At 65.1% G+C, this 16,223-nt stretch carries 17 protein-coding genes; 5 read left to right on the top strand and 12 right to left on the bottom strand.

The genetic code is table 11. The annotated features are described in order from the left end of the window. Positions 1–5 precede the first annotated feature (5 nt). Complete coding sequence (locus OC450_RS25165; protein ID WP_262048859.1) at positions 6–1,430, top strand: serine/threonine protein kinase; 1,425 nt, start codon at positions 6–8, stop codon at positions 1,428–1,430. A 26-nt stretch (positions 1,431–1,456) separates the two neighbouring features. On the opposite strand, the gene OC450_RS25160 is transcribed toward OC450_RS25165, so the two are convergent. The 3 genes from OC450_RS25160 to rpe all read right to left on the bottom strand — a co-directional run bounded on the left by OC450_RS25160 (position 1,457) and on the right by rpe (position 2,849). Continuing rightward, positions 1,457–1,648, bottom strand: a complete 192-nt coding sequence (locus OC450_RS25160) for a hypothetical protein (protein ID WP_211385211.1) — start codon at positions 1,646–1,648, stop codon at positions 1,457–1,459. Between the two features lie 22 nt (positions 1,649–1,670). Further along, positions 1,671–1,850, bottom strand: coding sequence for a hypothetical protein (locus tag OC450_RS25155; protein WP_211385210.1), 180 nt, complete (start codon positions 1,848–1,850; stop codon positions 1,671–1,673). A gap of 297 nt (positions 1,851–2,147) precedes the next feature. Beyond that, positions 2,148–2,849: a ribulose-phosphate 3-epimerase gene (gene rpe, locus OC450_RS25150; protein ID WP_211385209.1), complete on the bottom strand. Its 702-nt coding sequence runs from the start codon at positions 2,847–2,849 to the stop codon at positions 2,148–2,150. Between the two features lie 253 nt (positions 2,850–3,102). Between rpe and OC450_RS25145 the strand changes: the two genes are divergently transcribed. Beyond that, complete coding sequence (locus tag OC450_RS25145) at positions 3,103–3,945, top strand: EF-hand domain-containing protein (protein ID WP_262048858.1); 843 nt, start codon at positions 3,103–3,105, stop codon at positions 3,943–3,945. 67 nt (positions 3,946–4,012) lie between these two features. Here OC450_RS25145 and OC450_RS25140 read toward each other — a convergent pair whose 3' ends face one another. Both OC450_RS25140 and OC450_RS25135 read right to left on the bottom strand, forming a co-directional pair. Beyond that, the gene (locus OC450_RS25140; RefSeq protein ID WP_211385207.1) at positions 4,013–5,008 is read right to left on the bottom strand and encodes a P1 family peptidase; all 996 of its coding nucleotides are present in this window, start codon (positions 5,006–5,008) and stop codon (positions 4,013–4,015) included. A gap of 59 nt (positions 5,009–5,067) precedes the next feature. Next, complete coding sequence (locus tag OC450_RS25135) at positions 5,068–7,878, bottom strand: PAS domain S-box protein (protein ID WP_262048857.1); 2,811 nt, start codon at positions 7,876–7,878, stop codon at positions 5,068–5,070. A gap of 239 nt (positions 7,879–8,117) precedes the next feature. On the opposite strand from OC450_RS25135, the gene OC450_RS25130 reads away from it, so the two are divergent. Further along, positions 8,118–8,504 carry a response regulator gene (locus OC450_RS25130; RefSeq protein ID WP_211385205.1) on the top strand — a complete coding sequence of 129 codons (387 nt, stop codon included), beginning with the start codon at positions 8,118–8,120 and terminating at the stop codon, positions 8,502–8,504. 76 nt (positions 8,505–8,580) lie between these two features. Here OC450_RS25130 and OC450_RS25125 read toward each other — a convergent pair whose 3' ends face one another. From OC450_RS25125 to OC450_RS25105, 5 genes are all read right to left on the bottom strand, one after another. Further along, complete coding sequence (locus tag OC450_RS25125; protein WP_211385204.1) at positions 8,581–9,699, bottom strand: branched-chain amino acid ABC transporter substrate-binding protein; 1,119 nt, start codon at positions 9,697–9,699, stop codon at positions 8,581–8,583. 197 nt (positions 9,700–9,896) lie between these two features. Then, the gene (locus tag OC450_RS25120) at positions 9,897–10,619 is read right to left on the bottom strand and encodes an ABC transporter ATP-binding protein (RefSeq protein WP_262048907.1); all 723 of its coding nucleotides are present in this window, start codon (positions 10,617–10,619) and stop codon (positions 9,897–9,899) included. 17 nt (positions 10,620–10,636) lie between these two features. Then, positions 10,637–11,470, bottom strand: coding sequence for an ABC transporter ATP-binding protein (locus OC450_RS25115; protein ID WP_211385203.1), 834 nt, complete (start codon positions 11,468–11,470; stop codon positions 10,637–10,639). Continuing rightward, complete coding sequence (gene livM, locus OC450_RS25110) at positions 11,467–12,792, bottom strand: high-affinity branched-chain amino acid ABC transporter permease LivM (protein WP_256808232.1); 1,326 nt, start codon at positions 12,790–12,792, stop codon at positions 11,467–11,469. Before livM ends, OC450_RS25115 begins: the two co-directional genes overlap by 4 nt. 12 nt (positions 12,793–12,804) lie before the next feature. Continuing rightward, the gene (locus tag OC450_RS25105) at positions 12,805–13,722 is read right to left on the bottom strand and encodes an ABC transporter permease subunit (protein ID WP_256808233.1); all 918 of its coding nucleotides are present in this window, start codon (positions 13,720–13,722) and stop codon (positions 12,805–12,807) included. A 265-nt stretch (positions 13,723–13,987) separates the two neighbouring features. Here OC450_RS25105 and OC450_RS25100 point away from each other — a divergent pair, with 265 nt between their 5' ends. Continuing rightward, the gene (locus OC450_RS25100) at positions 13,988–14,188 is read left to right on the top strand and encodes a hypothetical protein (RefSeq protein ID WP_262048856.1); all 201 of its coding nucleotides are present in this window, start codon (positions 13,988–13,990) and stop codon (positions 14,186–14,188) included. A gap of 221 nt (positions 14,189–14,409) precedes the next feature. Beyond that, on the top strand, positions 14,410–14,934 hold the full coding sequence (locus OC450_RS25095; RefSeq protein ID WP_262048855.1) for a hypothetical protein: 525 nt from the start codon (positions 14,410–14,412) through the stop codon (positions 14,932–14,934). Here OC450_RS25095 and OC450_RS25090 read toward each other — a convergent pair. Together OC450_RS25090 and pcaD are read right to left on the bottom strand one after the other, a co-directional pair. Continuing rightward, entirely contained in the window at positions 14,896–15,288 is a 393-nt protein-coding gene (locus tag OC450_RS25090; RefSeq protein ID WP_135169198.1) for a carboxymuconolactone decarboxylase family protein, read from the bottom strand. The genes OC450_RS25095 and OC450_RS25090 overlap by 39 nt on opposite strands. A gap of 107 nt (positions 15,289–15,395) precedes the next feature. Beyond that, entirely contained in the window at positions 15,396–16,178 is a 783-nt protein-coding gene (gene pcaD / locus OC450_RS25085; RefSeq protein ID WP_211385198.1) for a 3-oxoadipate enol-lactonase, read from the bottom strand. Positions 16,179–16,223: the final 45 nt, after the last annotated feature.

Here is a 16,223-nt window from a genome sequence, read left to right as displayed (position 1 = left end):
GGCCGATGCCCAAACCCCTGGTCAAATCAGGCGCCAAGATCGACGGCTATACCATCGGCGAATGCGTCCATGCCGGCGGCATGGCGACGCTGTGGACCGTCACCCATCCCGGTATCGACGTGCCGCTGCTGATGAAGATTCCGCGGGTGTCGGAGGGCGAAGACCCCGCCGCGATCGTCTCCTTCGAGATGGAGATGATGATCCTGCCGCGCCTTGCGGGGCCGCACGTGCCCACGTGTTTCGGCACCGGCGATTTCGCCCACCAGGCCTATGCCGTGATCGAGCGCATCCCCGGGACCACGCTCTACAAGCGGCTGCCAGACCTGCCGCTGCCGTATGACGAGGCCAGGCTGCTGGTTGCCAGGATCGCGACGGGGCTCGCCGACCTGCACCGGCAGAACGTGATCCATCACGACATCAAGCCGAGCAGCATCATGTTCCGCGACAGCGGCGAGGCGGTGCTGATCGACTATGGCCTGTCGCACCACAACCATCTGCCCGATCTGCTGCAGGAGGAATTCCGCCTGCCTTACGGCACCGCGCCCTACATGGCACCCGAGCGGCTGCTCGGCGTCCGGGACGATCCGCGCAGCGATCTGTTCTCGCTCGGCGTGCTGCTTTATTTCTTCACGACGGGCGAGCGGCCGTTCGGAGAGGGCGAGACGCTGCGCGCGATGCGGCGCCGGCTGTGGCGCGATCCGCATCCGCCGCGCGCACTTCGCGCCGATTATCCGCCCTGGCTCCAGGAGGTGGGGCTGCGGTGCCTCGAGATCGAGCCGGTGCGGCGCTATCCGACTGCGTCCCAGCTCGCCTTCGATCTGACCCATCCGGACCAAATCAGGCTCACGACGCGCTCGGAGCGGATGAAGCGCGATCCCCTCAGCATCGCCTGGCGGCGGCGCTTCAACCAGGGCGTCATGGCGCCGCGTGCGAAATCAGATGTCGCAGCCCAGATCGCATCGAGTCCGATCCTCGCGGTCGCGCTCGACACGGCGGAAGGCGAGCCCGAGCTGAACGAGGCGCTGCGTGTCACCACCGAGCGCATTCTCGCCACGCTGCCGTCGGCGCGGCTTGCCTGCCTCAACGTGCTCAAGCTCAACCGCATCGCAATCGACCGGACCCTGGACGAGCAGGGCTCCAACAAGCATATCGACCGCCTGGTGGCGCTCCGGCATTGGGCCACGCCGCTGAAGCTGGACGAGAGCCGGCTGTCGGCTCATGTGCTGGAGGCGGTGGATCCCGCCGCGGCGATCCTGGAATTCGCCGAGGTCAACCATGTCGACCACCTCATCATCGGGGCGCGGCAGGGCTCGTTCAGGCGCACGCTGCTCGGCAGCGTTTCGGCCAAGGTGGCTGCGGAAGCGGCCTGCACCGTCACCGTGGTGCGGCCGCCGCGGATGGCTGCGGACGCCGATGAGGAGGCCGGGTAGGGGCCGGTTCCGGATCCTGGAAGGGATCAGGCCGCGTGGGCGGCGTGAACGGAGCGCTTGCGGCGGATCGGCCAGGAGAATTGCGGGCCCGGCTCGCCGTGATCGGCGCTGCCGCCGAAATACTGGATGATCTCGCGGCAGGGCTCGCAATTGAAGAGGTTGCGCGACGCGGATGCCTTGGTCATTTCCTTCAGGCAGTTCGGGCAATGCGGTTTCATCGGGCTTGGTCCAGAAAGGATTTCAATGCCGGCGCGGCGACCGGAGCGGGTGATCCGGATCCGCCGTTTCCGGCCCGGTGTCGTCGCGCATCTCGCCTTCGGTGCGTTCGAGCCGACCGAAGAAATAGTCGAGGCTCGGATGCGGGCGCCGCGGGATGCGACACCTGCGCTTCGGCTGACGCTTCACGAGCGAGATTTCCATGGCATCAACCCCGGCGGAGTCGCGCGTGAGAGATGCGGGCGGAACGCGCCGGGGCCTTCACCGGTCCGGCCGATGGGCCAAACACAACAAACGCACAAAAACCGATCCACAACGCCACGCCAGTCCAAACCAGGGTCGTCGTCATGATGTGCTCCCGTGAAAACAGGCAAGAATCACTAGCGGTGATTTGCGCGAATCAGGGAAGTCCGGAGGAGTACGGATCAAGGTTGCAATTTTAGGCATTGCGCGCCGCAACGCCCGTGGAAGCCGCACCTCTGCGGAGCTGCGCGTGAGGCCTCAGATCGCCTCGCCGCGCGCGCCGGCGGCGGCGTTGCGGATCGCGGCGATGTTGGTCTTGTAGGCGTCCTGCGTGCCGCCCCTGAACACGGAAGTGCCGGCGACGAAGGCGTTGGCGCCGGCCGCCGCCAGCGAAGCCGCGACGTCGGGACCGACGCCGCCGTCGACCTCGATGTCGATCGGACGGCCCGCCGTCATCGCGCGGATGTCGCGGATCTTGCCGATCGCGGAGGGGATGAAGGCCTGGCCGCCAAAGCCGGGATTGACCGACATCACCAGCACGAGGTCGACCAGGTCGAGCACGTATTCGAGCACGCTGATCGGCGTGCCCGGATTGAGCGAGACGCCGGCCTTCTTGCCGAGCGCGCGGATCGCCTGGAGCGAGCGGTGCAGGTGGGGACCGGCCTCCGCATGCACCGTGATGTGGTCGCAGCCGGCTTTCGCGAAAGCCTCCAGATAGGGATCGCAGGGCGAGATCATCAGATGCGCATCGAAGATCTTCCTGGTGTGCGGGCGCATCGCCTTGATGACGTCCGGGCCATAGGAGATGTTGGGAACGAAATGCCCGTCCATCACGTCGAGATGGATCCAGTCGGCGCCGGCGGCGTCCACCGCGCGCACCTCCTCGCCGAGCCTCGAGAAATCCGATGCCAGGATCGAGGGCGCGATTGCCAGGGGGCGGGGGCTGAAGGCTTGGGTCATGGCGCGGTTTCCCGTGGCGGCCGTGAAAGATGAACCTCGCCTAACATGGGCCTCTCAGCCGGGCAATGCAGGGCAGGCGTGCTTCCTGTGGGCGGAAATTTCTGCCGTGACCGGCATGAATTGCCGGTGTTTCCGGGACGCATCAAGCGCGGTGAAGGCGGATTTCATTGAGCTTTTTGCGCTGGCACGGTGCTTGCTGACTTTACCGCCAGAACATTGGCTGCGGCGCGCCGCATCGTTTGGAGTTTGTGCAATGTTGTTCGCTCTTGGGGCCGTATCGAGCGCGCTCGACGCGATCCAGTCGCTGACGAATTCGAAATCGTCGTCGGCGACGCATAAGACCGGGACTTCGCAAGGCGCGACCAATCCGTTCGCGATCGACAGCGGCAGCAGCAGCAGCAGCAGCAGCAGCAGCAGCAGCAGCAGCAGCAGCAGCAGCAGCACGACCAGCGGCGCGACCTCGTCGGTCAATTCGGGCAATTGTCCGCAGATCGCGCCGGAGACGATGAGCGCGCTGCTCGCGGCGCAAAGCCAGTCCTCGAACAGCACCAGCAGCGCCACCAGCTCGACCTCGGCGAGTTCGACCTCCTCGGCCTCGACGAGCCGGGATGCTGCGCTCAAGGACCTGTTCTCGCAGATCGATGCGGACGGCGACGGCAGCATCACCAAGTCCGAATTCGAGAATGCACTCGGCGCCGGCGGTACCAATGTGGCGCAGGCCGACGACGTGTTCTCGAAGCTGGACAAGGATTCCGACGGCAGCGTCAGCCTGGACGAGATGTCGAAGGCGCTGAAGAACGGCCATCACGGCCACCACGCGCAAGGTGCGGGCGGATCGGGCAGCGGCTCGGATTCTTCTTCGTCATCGAGCGGCGGATCGACCTCGACCACGACGACCGGTGCCGACGGCTCGACCACCACCACCGTCACCTATGCCGACGGCTTCAAGATGTCGACGACCGTCCCGGGCGCTTCCAGCTCCTCGAATGCGAACGGCGGCGGCAATTCGCCCTACGACTGGTTCGGACAGATGATGCAGCGCCAGGCGCAGGCTTCAGCGGGATCAACGGCCTCATCGATGTCGATGAGCGTCTAGCCTTGCCTGCGGCTAGTCTGAGCATGATCTGTTCGGAAAACCGCGTCGCACTTCTCCGGATCACGCGCTAGCCGAACCGGTCCTTCCACGCCGGCAGCGCGCCCGCAAACGGCAGCGCGCTTGCACTGTAGATGCCCCGCGCGATCGCACGCGCGACCACGTTGGCGGCGACGGTGCCGAGCTCGGTGAGGCCGACCAGCGGCTCGATCGGCTTGTCGCAGGTCGCCGCGGCGAACAGCACATCGCCGTCGGTCGGGGCATGCACCGGATAGATGGCGCGGGCAAACCCTGTATGCGCGATCATCGCAAGCCGCTTGGCTTGAGCCTTGGTCAGCGTCGCGTCGGTGACGACGAGACCGATCGTGGTGTTCTCGCGCGCACTCGCGGCGGGACCGCCCTTGATGCGCATCGCCAGCATGTCCGGGGTGAAGGCGGGCGGCAGGCCGCGCCCGCCGAACTCGCCATTCTCCTCGAACGGCGCCGCCCAGAACCAGGGTCCCTCGCCGACGGTTGCGCTGCCGACCGCGTTGACGACGATGATCGCGGCGACCTTGATGCCGTTGGCCAGCACTGCCGAAGCCGACCCGAGCCCGCCCTTGAAGGTCGCGGTGGTGGCTCCGAGGCCGGCGCCGACGCTGCCCAGCGCGAAGTCGTGGCCTGCTGCTGCGGCCGCTTCGTAACCGAGATCGCGATAGGGCGCGAAGCGTCCCCAGGCCTTGTCGCCGCCGTTGAGCAGGTCGAACATGATCGCACCCGGCACGAGCGGAATCACCGCCTCGCGAATCCGCAAGCCGCGGCCTTGTTCGGCAAGCCAGGCCTGGATGCCGCCCCCGGCCTCGATGCCATAGGCGGAGCCGCCGGACAGTGCGATCGCATCGACCCGTTCTTGCGTGCTGGCAAGGTCGAGCAATGCGTCCTCGCGCGTGCCGGGTCCGCCGCCGCGAACGTCGATCGCCGCAACCGCAGGCGCATCGAAGACGATCGCGGTCGTGCCGGTGGCCGCTTTCGCATCCTCGGCATGGCCGACGCGGACGCCGGCGATATCGGTGAGCAGATTTTTCAAGGTTGGCCTCGCCGGCTGAAAGGAGCTCGCTTCAGCGATAGCGCAGGGATGCCGCAGGCTCAACCGGCGAGCGCGGTCCTGAGCATCTTGGCGAGTTCGGACTTGCGGTAGGGCTTTGCCAGCAGCAGCACCCCGGAATCGAGCCGGCCGTGGTGGACGATGGCATTTTCGGTATAGCCCGAGGTGAACAGCGTCTTCAGGTCGGGACGGCGCCGAGCCGCCTCATCGGCGAGCTGGCGGCCGTTCATGTTGCCCGGCATGATGACGTCCGTGAACAGCAGGTCGATGTCCTTGTCGGCGTCGATGATGACGAGGGCTTCGGCCGCGTTGGCGGCTTCGAGGGCGGCGTAACCGAGGCTCTTGATCTGGGTCACGACGTATTGCCGGACCAGCGCGTCGTCCTCGACGATCAAAATCTTCTCGTTGCCGCCGGTGATGGGCACGTTCTGGAGCACCTCGTACTCGGTCTCCTGCACGCCGCTCGAGCGCGGCAGGTAGATCTTCACGCTCGTGCCGTGGCCTTCCTCGCTGTAGATCTTGATGTGGCCGCCGGATTGCTTGACGAAGCCGAACACCATGCTGAGCCCGAGGCCGGTCCCCTTGCCGACCTCCTTGGTGGTGAAGAAGGGGTCGAACACGCGGTCGATCAACCCCGTCGGGATTCCGGAGCCGGTGTCGCTGACGGCGATCATCACGTAGTTGCCGGCGAGCACGTCGGGATTCATGCTGGCATAGCCGTCGTCGAGGAAGATGTTACGGGTCTCCAGCACCAGCGTGCCGCCGTCGGGCATGGCATCGCGCGCGTTCAGCGCAAGATTGAGGATCGCGGTGGAAAGCTGACCGGGGTCGACCAATGCCGGCCACGCATCCTCGGTAAGCTGCGGCATGATGGTGATTTGCTCGCCGAGCGTCGGATGCAGCAGCTTCGCGGCCTCGAGCATCAATGCGTTGACGTCGATCTCGCGCGGCTGGAGCGGCTGCTTGCGGGCGAAGGCGAGCAAATGCTTGGTCAGTTGCGCGCCGCGCTCGGCGGCGTCGTCGATCAGCTTGGTGATGGCGGCGAGCTCAGGACGGTCGGCCACCGCGTCCGACAGAATGCCGATCGTGCCGGTGATGACGGTCAGCACATTATTAAAGTCGTGGGCGACACCACCGGTCAATTGACCGATGGAATCCATCTTCTGGACCTGCCTGAACTGGGCCTCGGCGGCCTGCTTCTCGGTGAGGTCGCGGCCGATGAAGAAATGCCGCTTCACCGGGTCGGACCAGGTGCCCATCCAGTTCAGCGTGACCTCGTGACCATCGTCATGGTAGTAGCGCGCCTCGAAGCTGCGCTTGACCGCGCCACGCCGCGCCGCGCGCATCTCGTCCCGTGTCTTCTCGAGGTCGTCGGGATGAATGAACTCGGTCGCGCTGTGCCCGATCATGTCGTCCGGGTTGAGACCGAGGATGGTCTTCACGCTCGGGCTGACCTGGATGAAATTGCCGAAGCCGTCGGTGACCAGGATCAGGTCCTGCGAGGTCTCGAAGATGCGCTCCCGCTCCTCGATCTCGCGGCGCAGTTTCTCCCGCGCCTGCTTCTCTTCCGTGATGTCGTGGGCGATCTTGGACGCGCCGATGATCTTTCCGTTGTCTGATTTGAGCGGAGACACATTGAGAACCACGTCGAGCGGGCGGCCGTCCTTGCGGATGCGGACCGTCTCGTGCTGGGCGATCGTTTCGTTGCCGCCGACCCGGTTCAGGATGCCCCTGACCTCGGCCTTGCGGTCCTCCGGGACGATGATGTCGATCGGCTGGCCGACGGCCTCCGCGGCGGAAAAGCCGAACAGATGTTCGGCGGCCTTGTTCCAGCCCGTGATGATACCGTCGAGCGTCTTCGTGATGATGGCGTCATTGGCTGATTCGACGACGGCGCCGTATAGCGCAAGGCGCTTGCCGTAATAGTCGCGATCGAGCGCCGACTGCTGACGCAGCTTGCCGACGAGGCCCACCGTCTGGGCCTGGAGGCGGACGTTTTCGATCAGAAGCACCGCAAGCACGAAGGTCGACGCGCACAGGCCGTAAAGGCGGCCGGCGTAGAAGCCGAGATCGAAGCGCGCGACGTTGACGATCGCCGACAGCGCGATGTCGAACAGCCAGGCGCACATCACGACCATGAGCCAGGCGTCGATGATCGAGTGCGGCCGCCGGAACCACAGCGAGACCAGCGCGGCGAAGCTCAGGGACCAAACGAAGGATACCACGCCGATCATGATCTGCGTGTAACGGCCATCGCGCAGCAGCACCGGGAGCAAATCGTGCTGGGCGGTGACGATCCAGGCGAAAACGATCATGGCCGCGACGACGCCGAGAATGCTGGCGTAGATCGCCCTGCTTGCCGAGCCAGCGATCCGGGCACCGCCATCGGCCTCCTTCAGCCAGGCATAGGCGAGCACGCAGAGCGGGAAGCCGCCGTGCCAGATCATGTAGAGCCAGACGGTGGTCTGCTGGCCGGCCCCCAGCAATCCAGTCGGGGAAAAAAGTCCGGGGAAGGTGAGGGCATGGAGTATGGCGGCCGCGGCGGTGAACAGATAGCCCGTCGCGAGCACGAGCAGCGCACGGGTCCGGAGCACCGCAAATTGCGACAGCAGCAGGACCGCGGTGACGATGTCTGCGACGGCGAGGGCGGATTGATAGCTCGCGACGAAGGCTGGCACCGGCAGCAGCGGGATACCAGCGAAGGGGACGGCCAACGCGAACACGATCGCGGAGACGCCGACGATCGCAAATGCTGCGGCGCGGTCTGTCGGGGTTGCAGGCAACGTCGACAGGAATGTGCTTCGATCGGTGGTCGCGCCGACGTCCAGCTCTCGCAGATCGGTCTTGAGCATCTCCGCCAATCTCATTTGGCCCAATTGGTTTCCGTCCATGGTAGCGGGTTCCGGGCACGCATCATGACAAAACCCGCCGCGACTCAACCGAAGGTTACAGATTACTTAATTTTGCTGGGAGCGCACTGGGGATCGGGTAAGATGCGCTTTACTGGACGGTGCCATAATGCCCTCCCGATGCTTCGGGTTCCAGGTTTGAATCAGGCGATTTTGACTTCGAGATCCGGGAGTTGTTCCCCATGCCTCGCATTCTCATCATCGACGACCAGAAGGACGTCCGGGCGATGCTTGCGATCGTGCTGCGTGTCAACCGGTACGAAGTCGTCGAGGCCGAGAGCGGCGCGGGCGGGGTGAACGCCTTCGCCGAGGCCCCCTTCGATGCGGCAATCGTGGACATTTTCCTCGGCGACACCAGCGGCGTCGAAGTCATCGCGACGCTGCGCGAGCTGGCCCCAAGCCTCCCGATCGTTGCCGTGTCGGGAATGACGGCGCTGGATTTCATGGAACAATCGCCCCACCTCGGCAACGTCGTCTGCCTGCAAAAGCCGTTTCGGCCGAACGATCTTCTTCAAGCCTTGCGGAAGGCCCAGGCCGCGGCGGACGGCGAGTTGCCCGCAGCCGTCTGACCCTGCCGCAAGAAGAAACGCCCCGGGGGTAAGCCGGGGCGCGGGATGTTTGGACGCGGCCTTCAGGCAAGCGCGCTTACGTGCCGTTGCCGCTGATCTGGGCGTAGCCGCCCTTGGCGTCCCATTTGTAGACGACGTAGTCGAGCTGCTTGATGTCGCCCTTGGCGTCATACTCGATCGGCCCGATCACGGTGTCCCACTTGCCGGCCTTGATCGCCGCCATGACCTTCTTGGCGTCGGTGGTGCCGGCCTTCTTGGCCGCTTGGGACCAGACCTGCATCGCCGCGTAGGTGTAGAGCGTGTAGCCTTCGGGGTCGATGCTCTTGGCCTTGAAGGCCTCGACGATCTTCTTCGCGGTCGGCTTGTTGCGCGGATCGGGACCGAAGGTGAACAGCGTGCCTTCGCCGGCCGGGCCGGTGATGGAGGCGTATTCCTTGTCGGCGAGCGCGTCGCCGGCCATCAACACGGTCTTGAGGCCCTGGTCGCGCATCTGGCGCAGGATCAGGCCGCTCTCCTGGTGGTAGCCGCCGACATAGACCAGATCGATGTTGTCGCGCTTCAGCCGCGAGACGATCGCGTTGAAGTCCTTGTCGCCCTTGTTGTAGGACTCGTACATCTTCTCGGTGACGCCGGCCTTGTTAAGCGCCTTCTTGGTCTCGTCCGCAAGACCCTTGCCGTAGGTGGTCTTGTCGTTGAGGATGGCGATGTTCTTGCCCTTGAAGTTCTTGGCGATGTACTGGGCGGCGACCAAACCCTGCTGGTCGTCGCGGCCGCAGACGCGAGCCACGTTCCACAGTCCGCTATCGGTGAACTTCGGATTGGTGGAGGCCGGCGTGATCTGGAGGACGTTGCCGTCGGCATAGGCTTCCGAAGCGGGGATCGACGACGACGAGCAATAATGCCCGGCCACGAACGGAATTTTCGCGCCGGCGATCTTCTCGGCGACCGAGCGGGCCTGCTTCGGATCGCAGGCGTCGTCCTCGATGGACAGCGCGAGCTTCTTGCCGTTGACGCCGCCGGCGGCGTTGATGTCGGCCACGGCCATCTCGGCGCCGTTCTTCATCTGGCGGCCGAAGGCGGACTCGCCGCCGGTCATCGGACCTGCGACTGCGACGGTGACATCCTGCGCGAATGCCGCGCTCGACAGCGCAATCGACGCGCCGAATGCCAGACCGATGAGCTTCAGTGATTTCATGAGATACCTCGTGGGTGGTCGCCTGTGGAAGTTGCCGGGTACGCCCGGTCCAAACCGGCGCCATTCTTGAATGAATTCGGGGAGAAGTCACCGGCAAAATACGGGCATTGGCGGAGATATCTCGCCATATTCGGCCGCACGCCGGTCCGCAGGGTTCGATCTTGGGGTTCGTTCTTGGGGTTCGTTCTTGGACGGCCTCAGCCGTGCCGGCCGCCTTCCAGGTAGGCGGCGCGAATCTCGGGGCGCTGCAGCAACTCGGCGCCGGTCCCGGCCAGCGTAATCAGGCCGTTGACCATGACATAGCCGCGATGGGCGAGCTTGAGTGCATGGTTGGCGTTCTGCTCGACGATCAGCACGGTCAGGCCGTCCTGCCGGTTGAGAGTGCGGATCGCGTCGAATATCTGGCGCGCGATCAGCGGCGCCAGCCCGAGCGAGGGCTCGTCGAGCAGGAGCAGGCGGGGACGGCTCATCAAGGCGCGGCCGATGGCCAGCATCTGCTGCTCGCCGCCGGACAGGGTGCCGCCGCGCTGGGCGTAGCGCTCCTTCAGCCGCGGAAACAGCGTGAACACGCGTTCCAGCGTCGCGTTGCGCTCCGCCTCGGTGCAGTCGGTGGCGTCCGCCCCCATCTGGAGGTTTTCCGCCACGCTCATGCGCGGGAAGATGCGGCGGCCTTCCGGCGATTGCGCGATGCGCAAATGCGCAATCTCGTGGGTGGGAACGTCGGTGATGTCTCGGCCTTCGAACAGGATCTGGCCGCCGCGGGCGCGGGGCTTGCCGAAGATCGTCATCATCAACGTCGACTTGCCGGCACCGTTGGCGCCGATCAACGCCACGATCTCGCCGGCATTGATCTCGACGTCGACGCCCTTCAGCGCTTCGATCTTGCCGTAGGCGGCGCGAAGGCCGCGGATCGCGAGCATGGGAACGGGCGCCGCGGTCACGACCCGCCCTCCATCACGGCCACCGCCTCTTCCTCATCGGTGCCGAGATAGGCGGCGATCACCTTGGGGTCATCGCGAACCTCGCGGGGGGAGCCTTCCGCAATCTTCACGCCATGGTCCATCACCACGATGTGGTCGGAGATTTCCATCACCACGGACATGTCGTGCTCGATCAGCAGGATCGAGGTGCCGAGCTCGTTGCGGATCGACAGCAGCAACTCGCTCAGGGCGGCGCTCTCGCGCGCATTGAGGCCGGCTGCAGGCTCGTCCAGGCACAATAGCGCGGGCTCGGTGCACATCGCGCGTGCGATCTCGAGCCGTCGCTGGTCGCCATAGGCAAAATTGCCGGCGGCGTCGTCGGCGCGATCGAGCAAATTGACCCGCCTGAGCCAGTCGGTGGCGAGACCGATCGCGCGCTTCTCGGCGTCGCGATAGCCGGGCGCGCCAATGAGCCCGAGCAAGGTGAAGCCGGAGGCCCGCATCAGGGCGTTGTGTTGCGCCACCATCAGGTTTTCCAGCGCCGTCATGCCGGGAAACAGCCGGATGTTCTGGAATGTTCGCGCCACCTTGGCCTGCTTGGCGATGCGAAAATCGTTCAGCCGCTCCAGCGCGATCACCTTGCCGTCGTCATGGGCGAGGCGGATGGTGCCGTCGCTCGGCTTGTAGAAGCCGGTAATGCAGTTGAAGACCGTGGTCTTGCCGGCGCCGTTCGGTCCGATCAGCGCGGTGATCTTTTTCCGCTCGGCCGCGAAGGACAGGTCCTGCACGGCGACGATGCCGCCGAAGCGCATGGTCAGCCGGTCGACGCTGAGAATCTCGTCGCGGCTCATCCGTGGCCTTCCTTGACCAGGTCGGATGAGATCGCCTGTGCCTTGGTCAGGTACACGGTCGGCGCGCGATGGCCGATCAGGCCGCGCGGCCGCCAGATCATGATCAGCACCATGGCCATGCCGAACACCAGCATGCGGTAGGTCTCGAGGCTCCGGAACAGCTCGAAGCCGCCGATCATCGCGAGCGCGGCGAGCGCCACGCCGAGCTGCGAGCCCATGCCGCCGAGCACGACGATGGCGAGCACCAGCGCCGATTCCTGGAAAGTGAAGGATTCCGGGCTGATGAAGCCCTGACGTGTCGCGAAGAACGCGCCGGCAAAGCCGCCGAACATCGCCCCGGTCGCGAACGCCGTCAGCTTGGTGGTCGTGGTGTTGATGCCGAGCGCGCGGCAGGCGACCTCGTCCTCGCGGAGCGCCTCCCAGGCGCGGCCGATCGGCAGGCGGCGCAGGCGGATCGTGACCCAGTTGGTGAGCAGCGCAAGCGCGAGGATCAGATAGAACAGGAAGACGATACGGTGGGTCGGCGAGTATTCGATGCCGAGCCTGGCGGCGAGTCCGCTGTCGCTGTTGTCGAGCGGGATGCCGAAGAAGGAGGGGCGGGGAATGCTGGACACACCGTTGGGACCGCCGGTGAGCTCCTGCCAGTTGATGATGACGAGGCGGATGATCTCGCCGAAGGCGAGCGTCACGATCGCGAGATAGTCGCCGCGCAGACGCAGCACGGGAAAGCCGAGCAGCACGCCCCAGAACGCGGCGAGGATGCCTGCCAGCGGCAGGCAGACCCAGAACGACCAGCCGAAATTGGTGGCAAGCAGAGCGTAGGAATAGGCTCCGACCGCATAGAAGGCGACGTAGCCGAGATCGAGCAGGCCCGCGAGGCCGACCACGACGTTGAGGCCCCAGCCCAGCATGACATAGGTGAGCACGAGGATGGCGAGGTCGAGGATGTAGCGCTGGTTATAGAAGATCACGGGCACCAGCAGCGTGAAGATCAGGAGCGCGGGCGCGAGATAGTGGCCGACGAACGACATGCCGCTCTTCACCGCCGGCGGCACCAGCTTCTCGGTTCCGGTCGAGCCGATCCATTGCCGGAGCAGCTCGATCAAGATCGAGCCGCCGAACACCGCGGCGACGAGGGATGCGAGGTCGCCGAAGCGTGTCCAATAAGTGAGCTGGCCGTCGGAGCCTGCTTCGGTGCGGATGCCGACCATCAGGGAGAACAGCACCAGCGCGATCAGCGCGTTGATGAAGGCTGTCTTCAGAAGGGCGGAAATGCCGGCGGTGCGGCTTGCGTGCGTGGTCTCGTGCGGAATGGGTGTCACGCGGCCGGCCCGTCAGACTTTTTCGACTTCGGGACGGCCGAGCAGGCCGGTCGGCATGAAGATCAGCACGACGATCAGGATCGAGAACGCGGCGACGTCCTTGTACTCGACCGAAAAATAGGCCGACCAGAATGTCTCGATCAGCCCGATCGCAAGTCCGCCAAGCATCGCGCCCGGCAGCGAGCCGATGCCGCCGAGCACGGCCGCGGTAAACGCCTTGATACCGGCGACGAAGCCCATGAAGAAATCGACCAGCCCGTAATAGAGCAGGTACATCAGGCCGGCGACCGCGGCGAGCGCGGCACCGATCACGAAGGTCATCGATATGGTGCGATCGACGTTGACGCCGAGCAGCGCCGCCATGGTCTGGTCCTGCTCGCAGGCGCGCATGTCGCGCCCGAGACGGGTGCGCGACACCAGCCAGGTGAAGATCGCCAGCAGCACGATGGTGGTGACGACCACCATGATCTGGATGTTGGAGAGCTGGATGACGAAGCCGTCCTGGCTCTCATGCAGCGTGTAGCCGCCGGTGATGAAGGGCGGGATCGGCTTGACGCGCGCGCCTTGCGCCACCTGCGAATAGTTGGTCAGCACGAACGACATGCCGATCGCCGACAGCATTGGAGCGAGGCGGAAAGAGTGTCGCAGCGGCCGGTAGGCGATACGCTCGATGGTCCAGCCGTAGAGCGCCGTGATCGCCATCGAGACTAGCAACACCACCAGAAGGATCACCGGGATCGCGGTCAGGCCGGTCGAGATCAGGAGCACGAAGGTGATCAGGGCGATGAAGCCGCCGATCATGAAGACGTCGCCATGGGCGAAGTTGATCATGCCGACGATGCCGTAGACCATCGTGTAGCCGATCGCGATCAGTCCGTAGATGGAGCCGAGCACGAGGCCATTGATGAGCTGCTGGGCGAAATAATCCATAGGCTGCCGTTACCAAACCTGACGCGGGCTCAAAGGGAGCTCTTCGAGAGAGAGTTCTTGGGCCCTGGCAGCCCTTGAGCATTTCTTCTGGTTTTGTAACAGGAGGGAACTGGCGGCCGCAACTGTCCCGGCCTTACCCCGGGGGGATTGTACAGAGATCATTTGGCGCTCCGGTTCCCGCGAGCGGCGGAACCGGGTTCCGGGAGGCAACCAAAGTGGATGCCGGCCGTTGTCTCTGCTCTGTCCAACAAGGGAGTTTCCCCGAATGACGAAGCAGCAGAACCAGAATCCGGGTCAGCAGAGTCAGAACCCCGGCCAGCAGCGTCCAGGTCAACAGTCAGGTCAACAGCCAGGGCAGCAGGGCGGTGGTCAGAAGCCCGGACAGCAGCAGCAGAACGATCCGATGCGCCAGGGCGACCGTCCCGGCCAGCAGCAGGGCGGCCAGCACGGTCAGGACAACAAGTAGTTTGGGAGCCCGGGAATTTGGGGAGCCCAAGAACAAGGGTAGTGAACCAAGGGTAGTGAGGAGGGCCCCGCCGGAAGGCGGGGCCTTTTCCTTTGGGCGCTCGGCCGGTCGGTCAGGCGATTAAGGTAAACAAAGGGTTTAAATTGCCGCCACAGTCTGATGCGAGTTAGCTCCCGGCAAAGCCTTCCATCGAAGGCGCGGCAGGTGAAGCGGGAAGCGGCATGTTCAGGAATTGGCGGATCGGCTCGGTCAACGGCGTGCTGCTGGCGGCCTATTTCATTCCGGCCTGGATCCTCGTCGCCTTCAACATCATGGTGGCGCCGGTGCACGGCCTCTACGAGCGGCCGAGCGTCGCCGTGGCGCTGTTCCTCAGCGACCATCTCCAAATGGCGGGGATGGACACCGTGCGTGCCGCCTGGCTGCTGGCGCTGGGCCGGCTGACCGTGGTGGCGTTCTTCGCAATCTATCTGGCGCTGCTCTGCATCCCGCGCGTCCGCAAGAATGGCGGCAGCGACGAGGCGCTCGGCATCGCGCTGGCGATCGGCAGCATCATCTCGTTTGCCAGCATGGTGATGGCCTCCAAGGTCGGCGAGATGGCCGCCCTGCGGCTCCACGCCACCGAGCTCCTGCTGCTGCTTGGCGCTGCCATCGTGATCGTGATCGAACGGCCCGCGCCGGCGCCGAAGACCGTCGAGGCTGCGCCGCCGCTAGGGCTTGAGCAGGCCGAGCTCCTGCACAATCGCTGAGGCCTCCTTGACGGCGTGGTTCGCCGCCGGCACGCCGCAATAGATCGCCTGCTGCAGCAGAATTTCCTTGATGTCGTCCGGCGTGAAGCCGCCCTCGGCGAGCGCCGCGCGCACATGCAGGCGGAACTCGTCCCATTGCCCGAGCGCGACCATGGTGCCGATCACCAGCACCCGGCGCGTGCGCTCGTCGAAATGCGGCCGCGTCCAGATCTCGCCCCAGGCATAGCGGGTGATCATGTCCTGGAAGTCGGTGTTGAAGGCATTGCGGTTCGCGATCGACTTGTCGACCCAGGCATTGCCCAGCACCTTTCGGCGCACGTTCATGCCGGCATCGCGGCGTTTCTGGTCGTCCATGTTCTTTCCTCCTCTCGTCATTGCGAGCGCAGCGAAGCAATCCAGTCTGTCGCCGCGGAGGGATTTTCCGGATTGCTTCGCTGCGCTCGCAATGACGCGTTGTGAGATCAGCGCTGCGTCAAGAATCCCACCACCGCATCGGTGAACGCGTGCGGCTGCTCGACATTGGAAATGTGGGCGGCGTCGATGATGGTCATGCTCGCGCCGGGAATGCTCGAGCGGATCAATTCCCCCGCCGAGATCGGCGTCGCCATGTCGTGGCGGCCGGCGATCACCAGCGTCGGGCTTTTGATCTTGGGCAGCAGCGCGCGCTGGTCGAGCGTCGACAGCGCCTCGCAGCAGGCGAGATAGCCCTCGACCGGGGTCGCAAGCAGCATCGACTTCATCCTGGCGGTGATGTCAGGCTCGCGCTCCCGGAAATCCTGGGTCAGCCAGCCGGCGATGACGGCGTCGGCGACTGCCGCGATGCCGCCTTTCTTCACCGCGTCGATGCGTTCCAGCCATTTGGTCGGCTCGGCATAATAGCAGGAGGTGTTGGCGAGGATGAGCTTGCCGAACCTGTCGGGCGCATTGGCGCCCAGCCATTGCCCGACCATGCCTCCCATCGACAGGCCGCACCAATGCACCTTCTCGATGTTGAGGTCGTCGAGGATCGCCAGCACGTCGCGGCCGAAGCGCTCCAGCGTATAGGGGGCGGGCGGCACGTTGGACTTGCCATGACCGCGGCGGTCGTAGCGAATGACGCGGAACACCTGCGTCAGCGCCTTCATCTGCGGCTCCCACATCTGCAGCGTGCAGCCGAGCGAGTTCGACAGCATCAGCGTCGGCCCGCCGTCGCGGCCCTCGACGGAGACGTTGATCAGGCAACCGTCGGCATCGATCATGGGCATGGGTTACTCCTCGTCATGCGCGGGCTTGACCCGCGCATCCATCCA

Source organism: Bradyrhizobium sp. Bra78, assembly GCF_024519855.1.
Lineage (GTDB): Bacteria > Pseudomonadota > Alphaproteobacteria > Rhizobiales > Xanthobacteraceae > Bradyrhizobium > Bradyrhizobium japonicum_G.
This window is presented reverse-complemented; position numbering and strand designations above follow the sequence as displayed.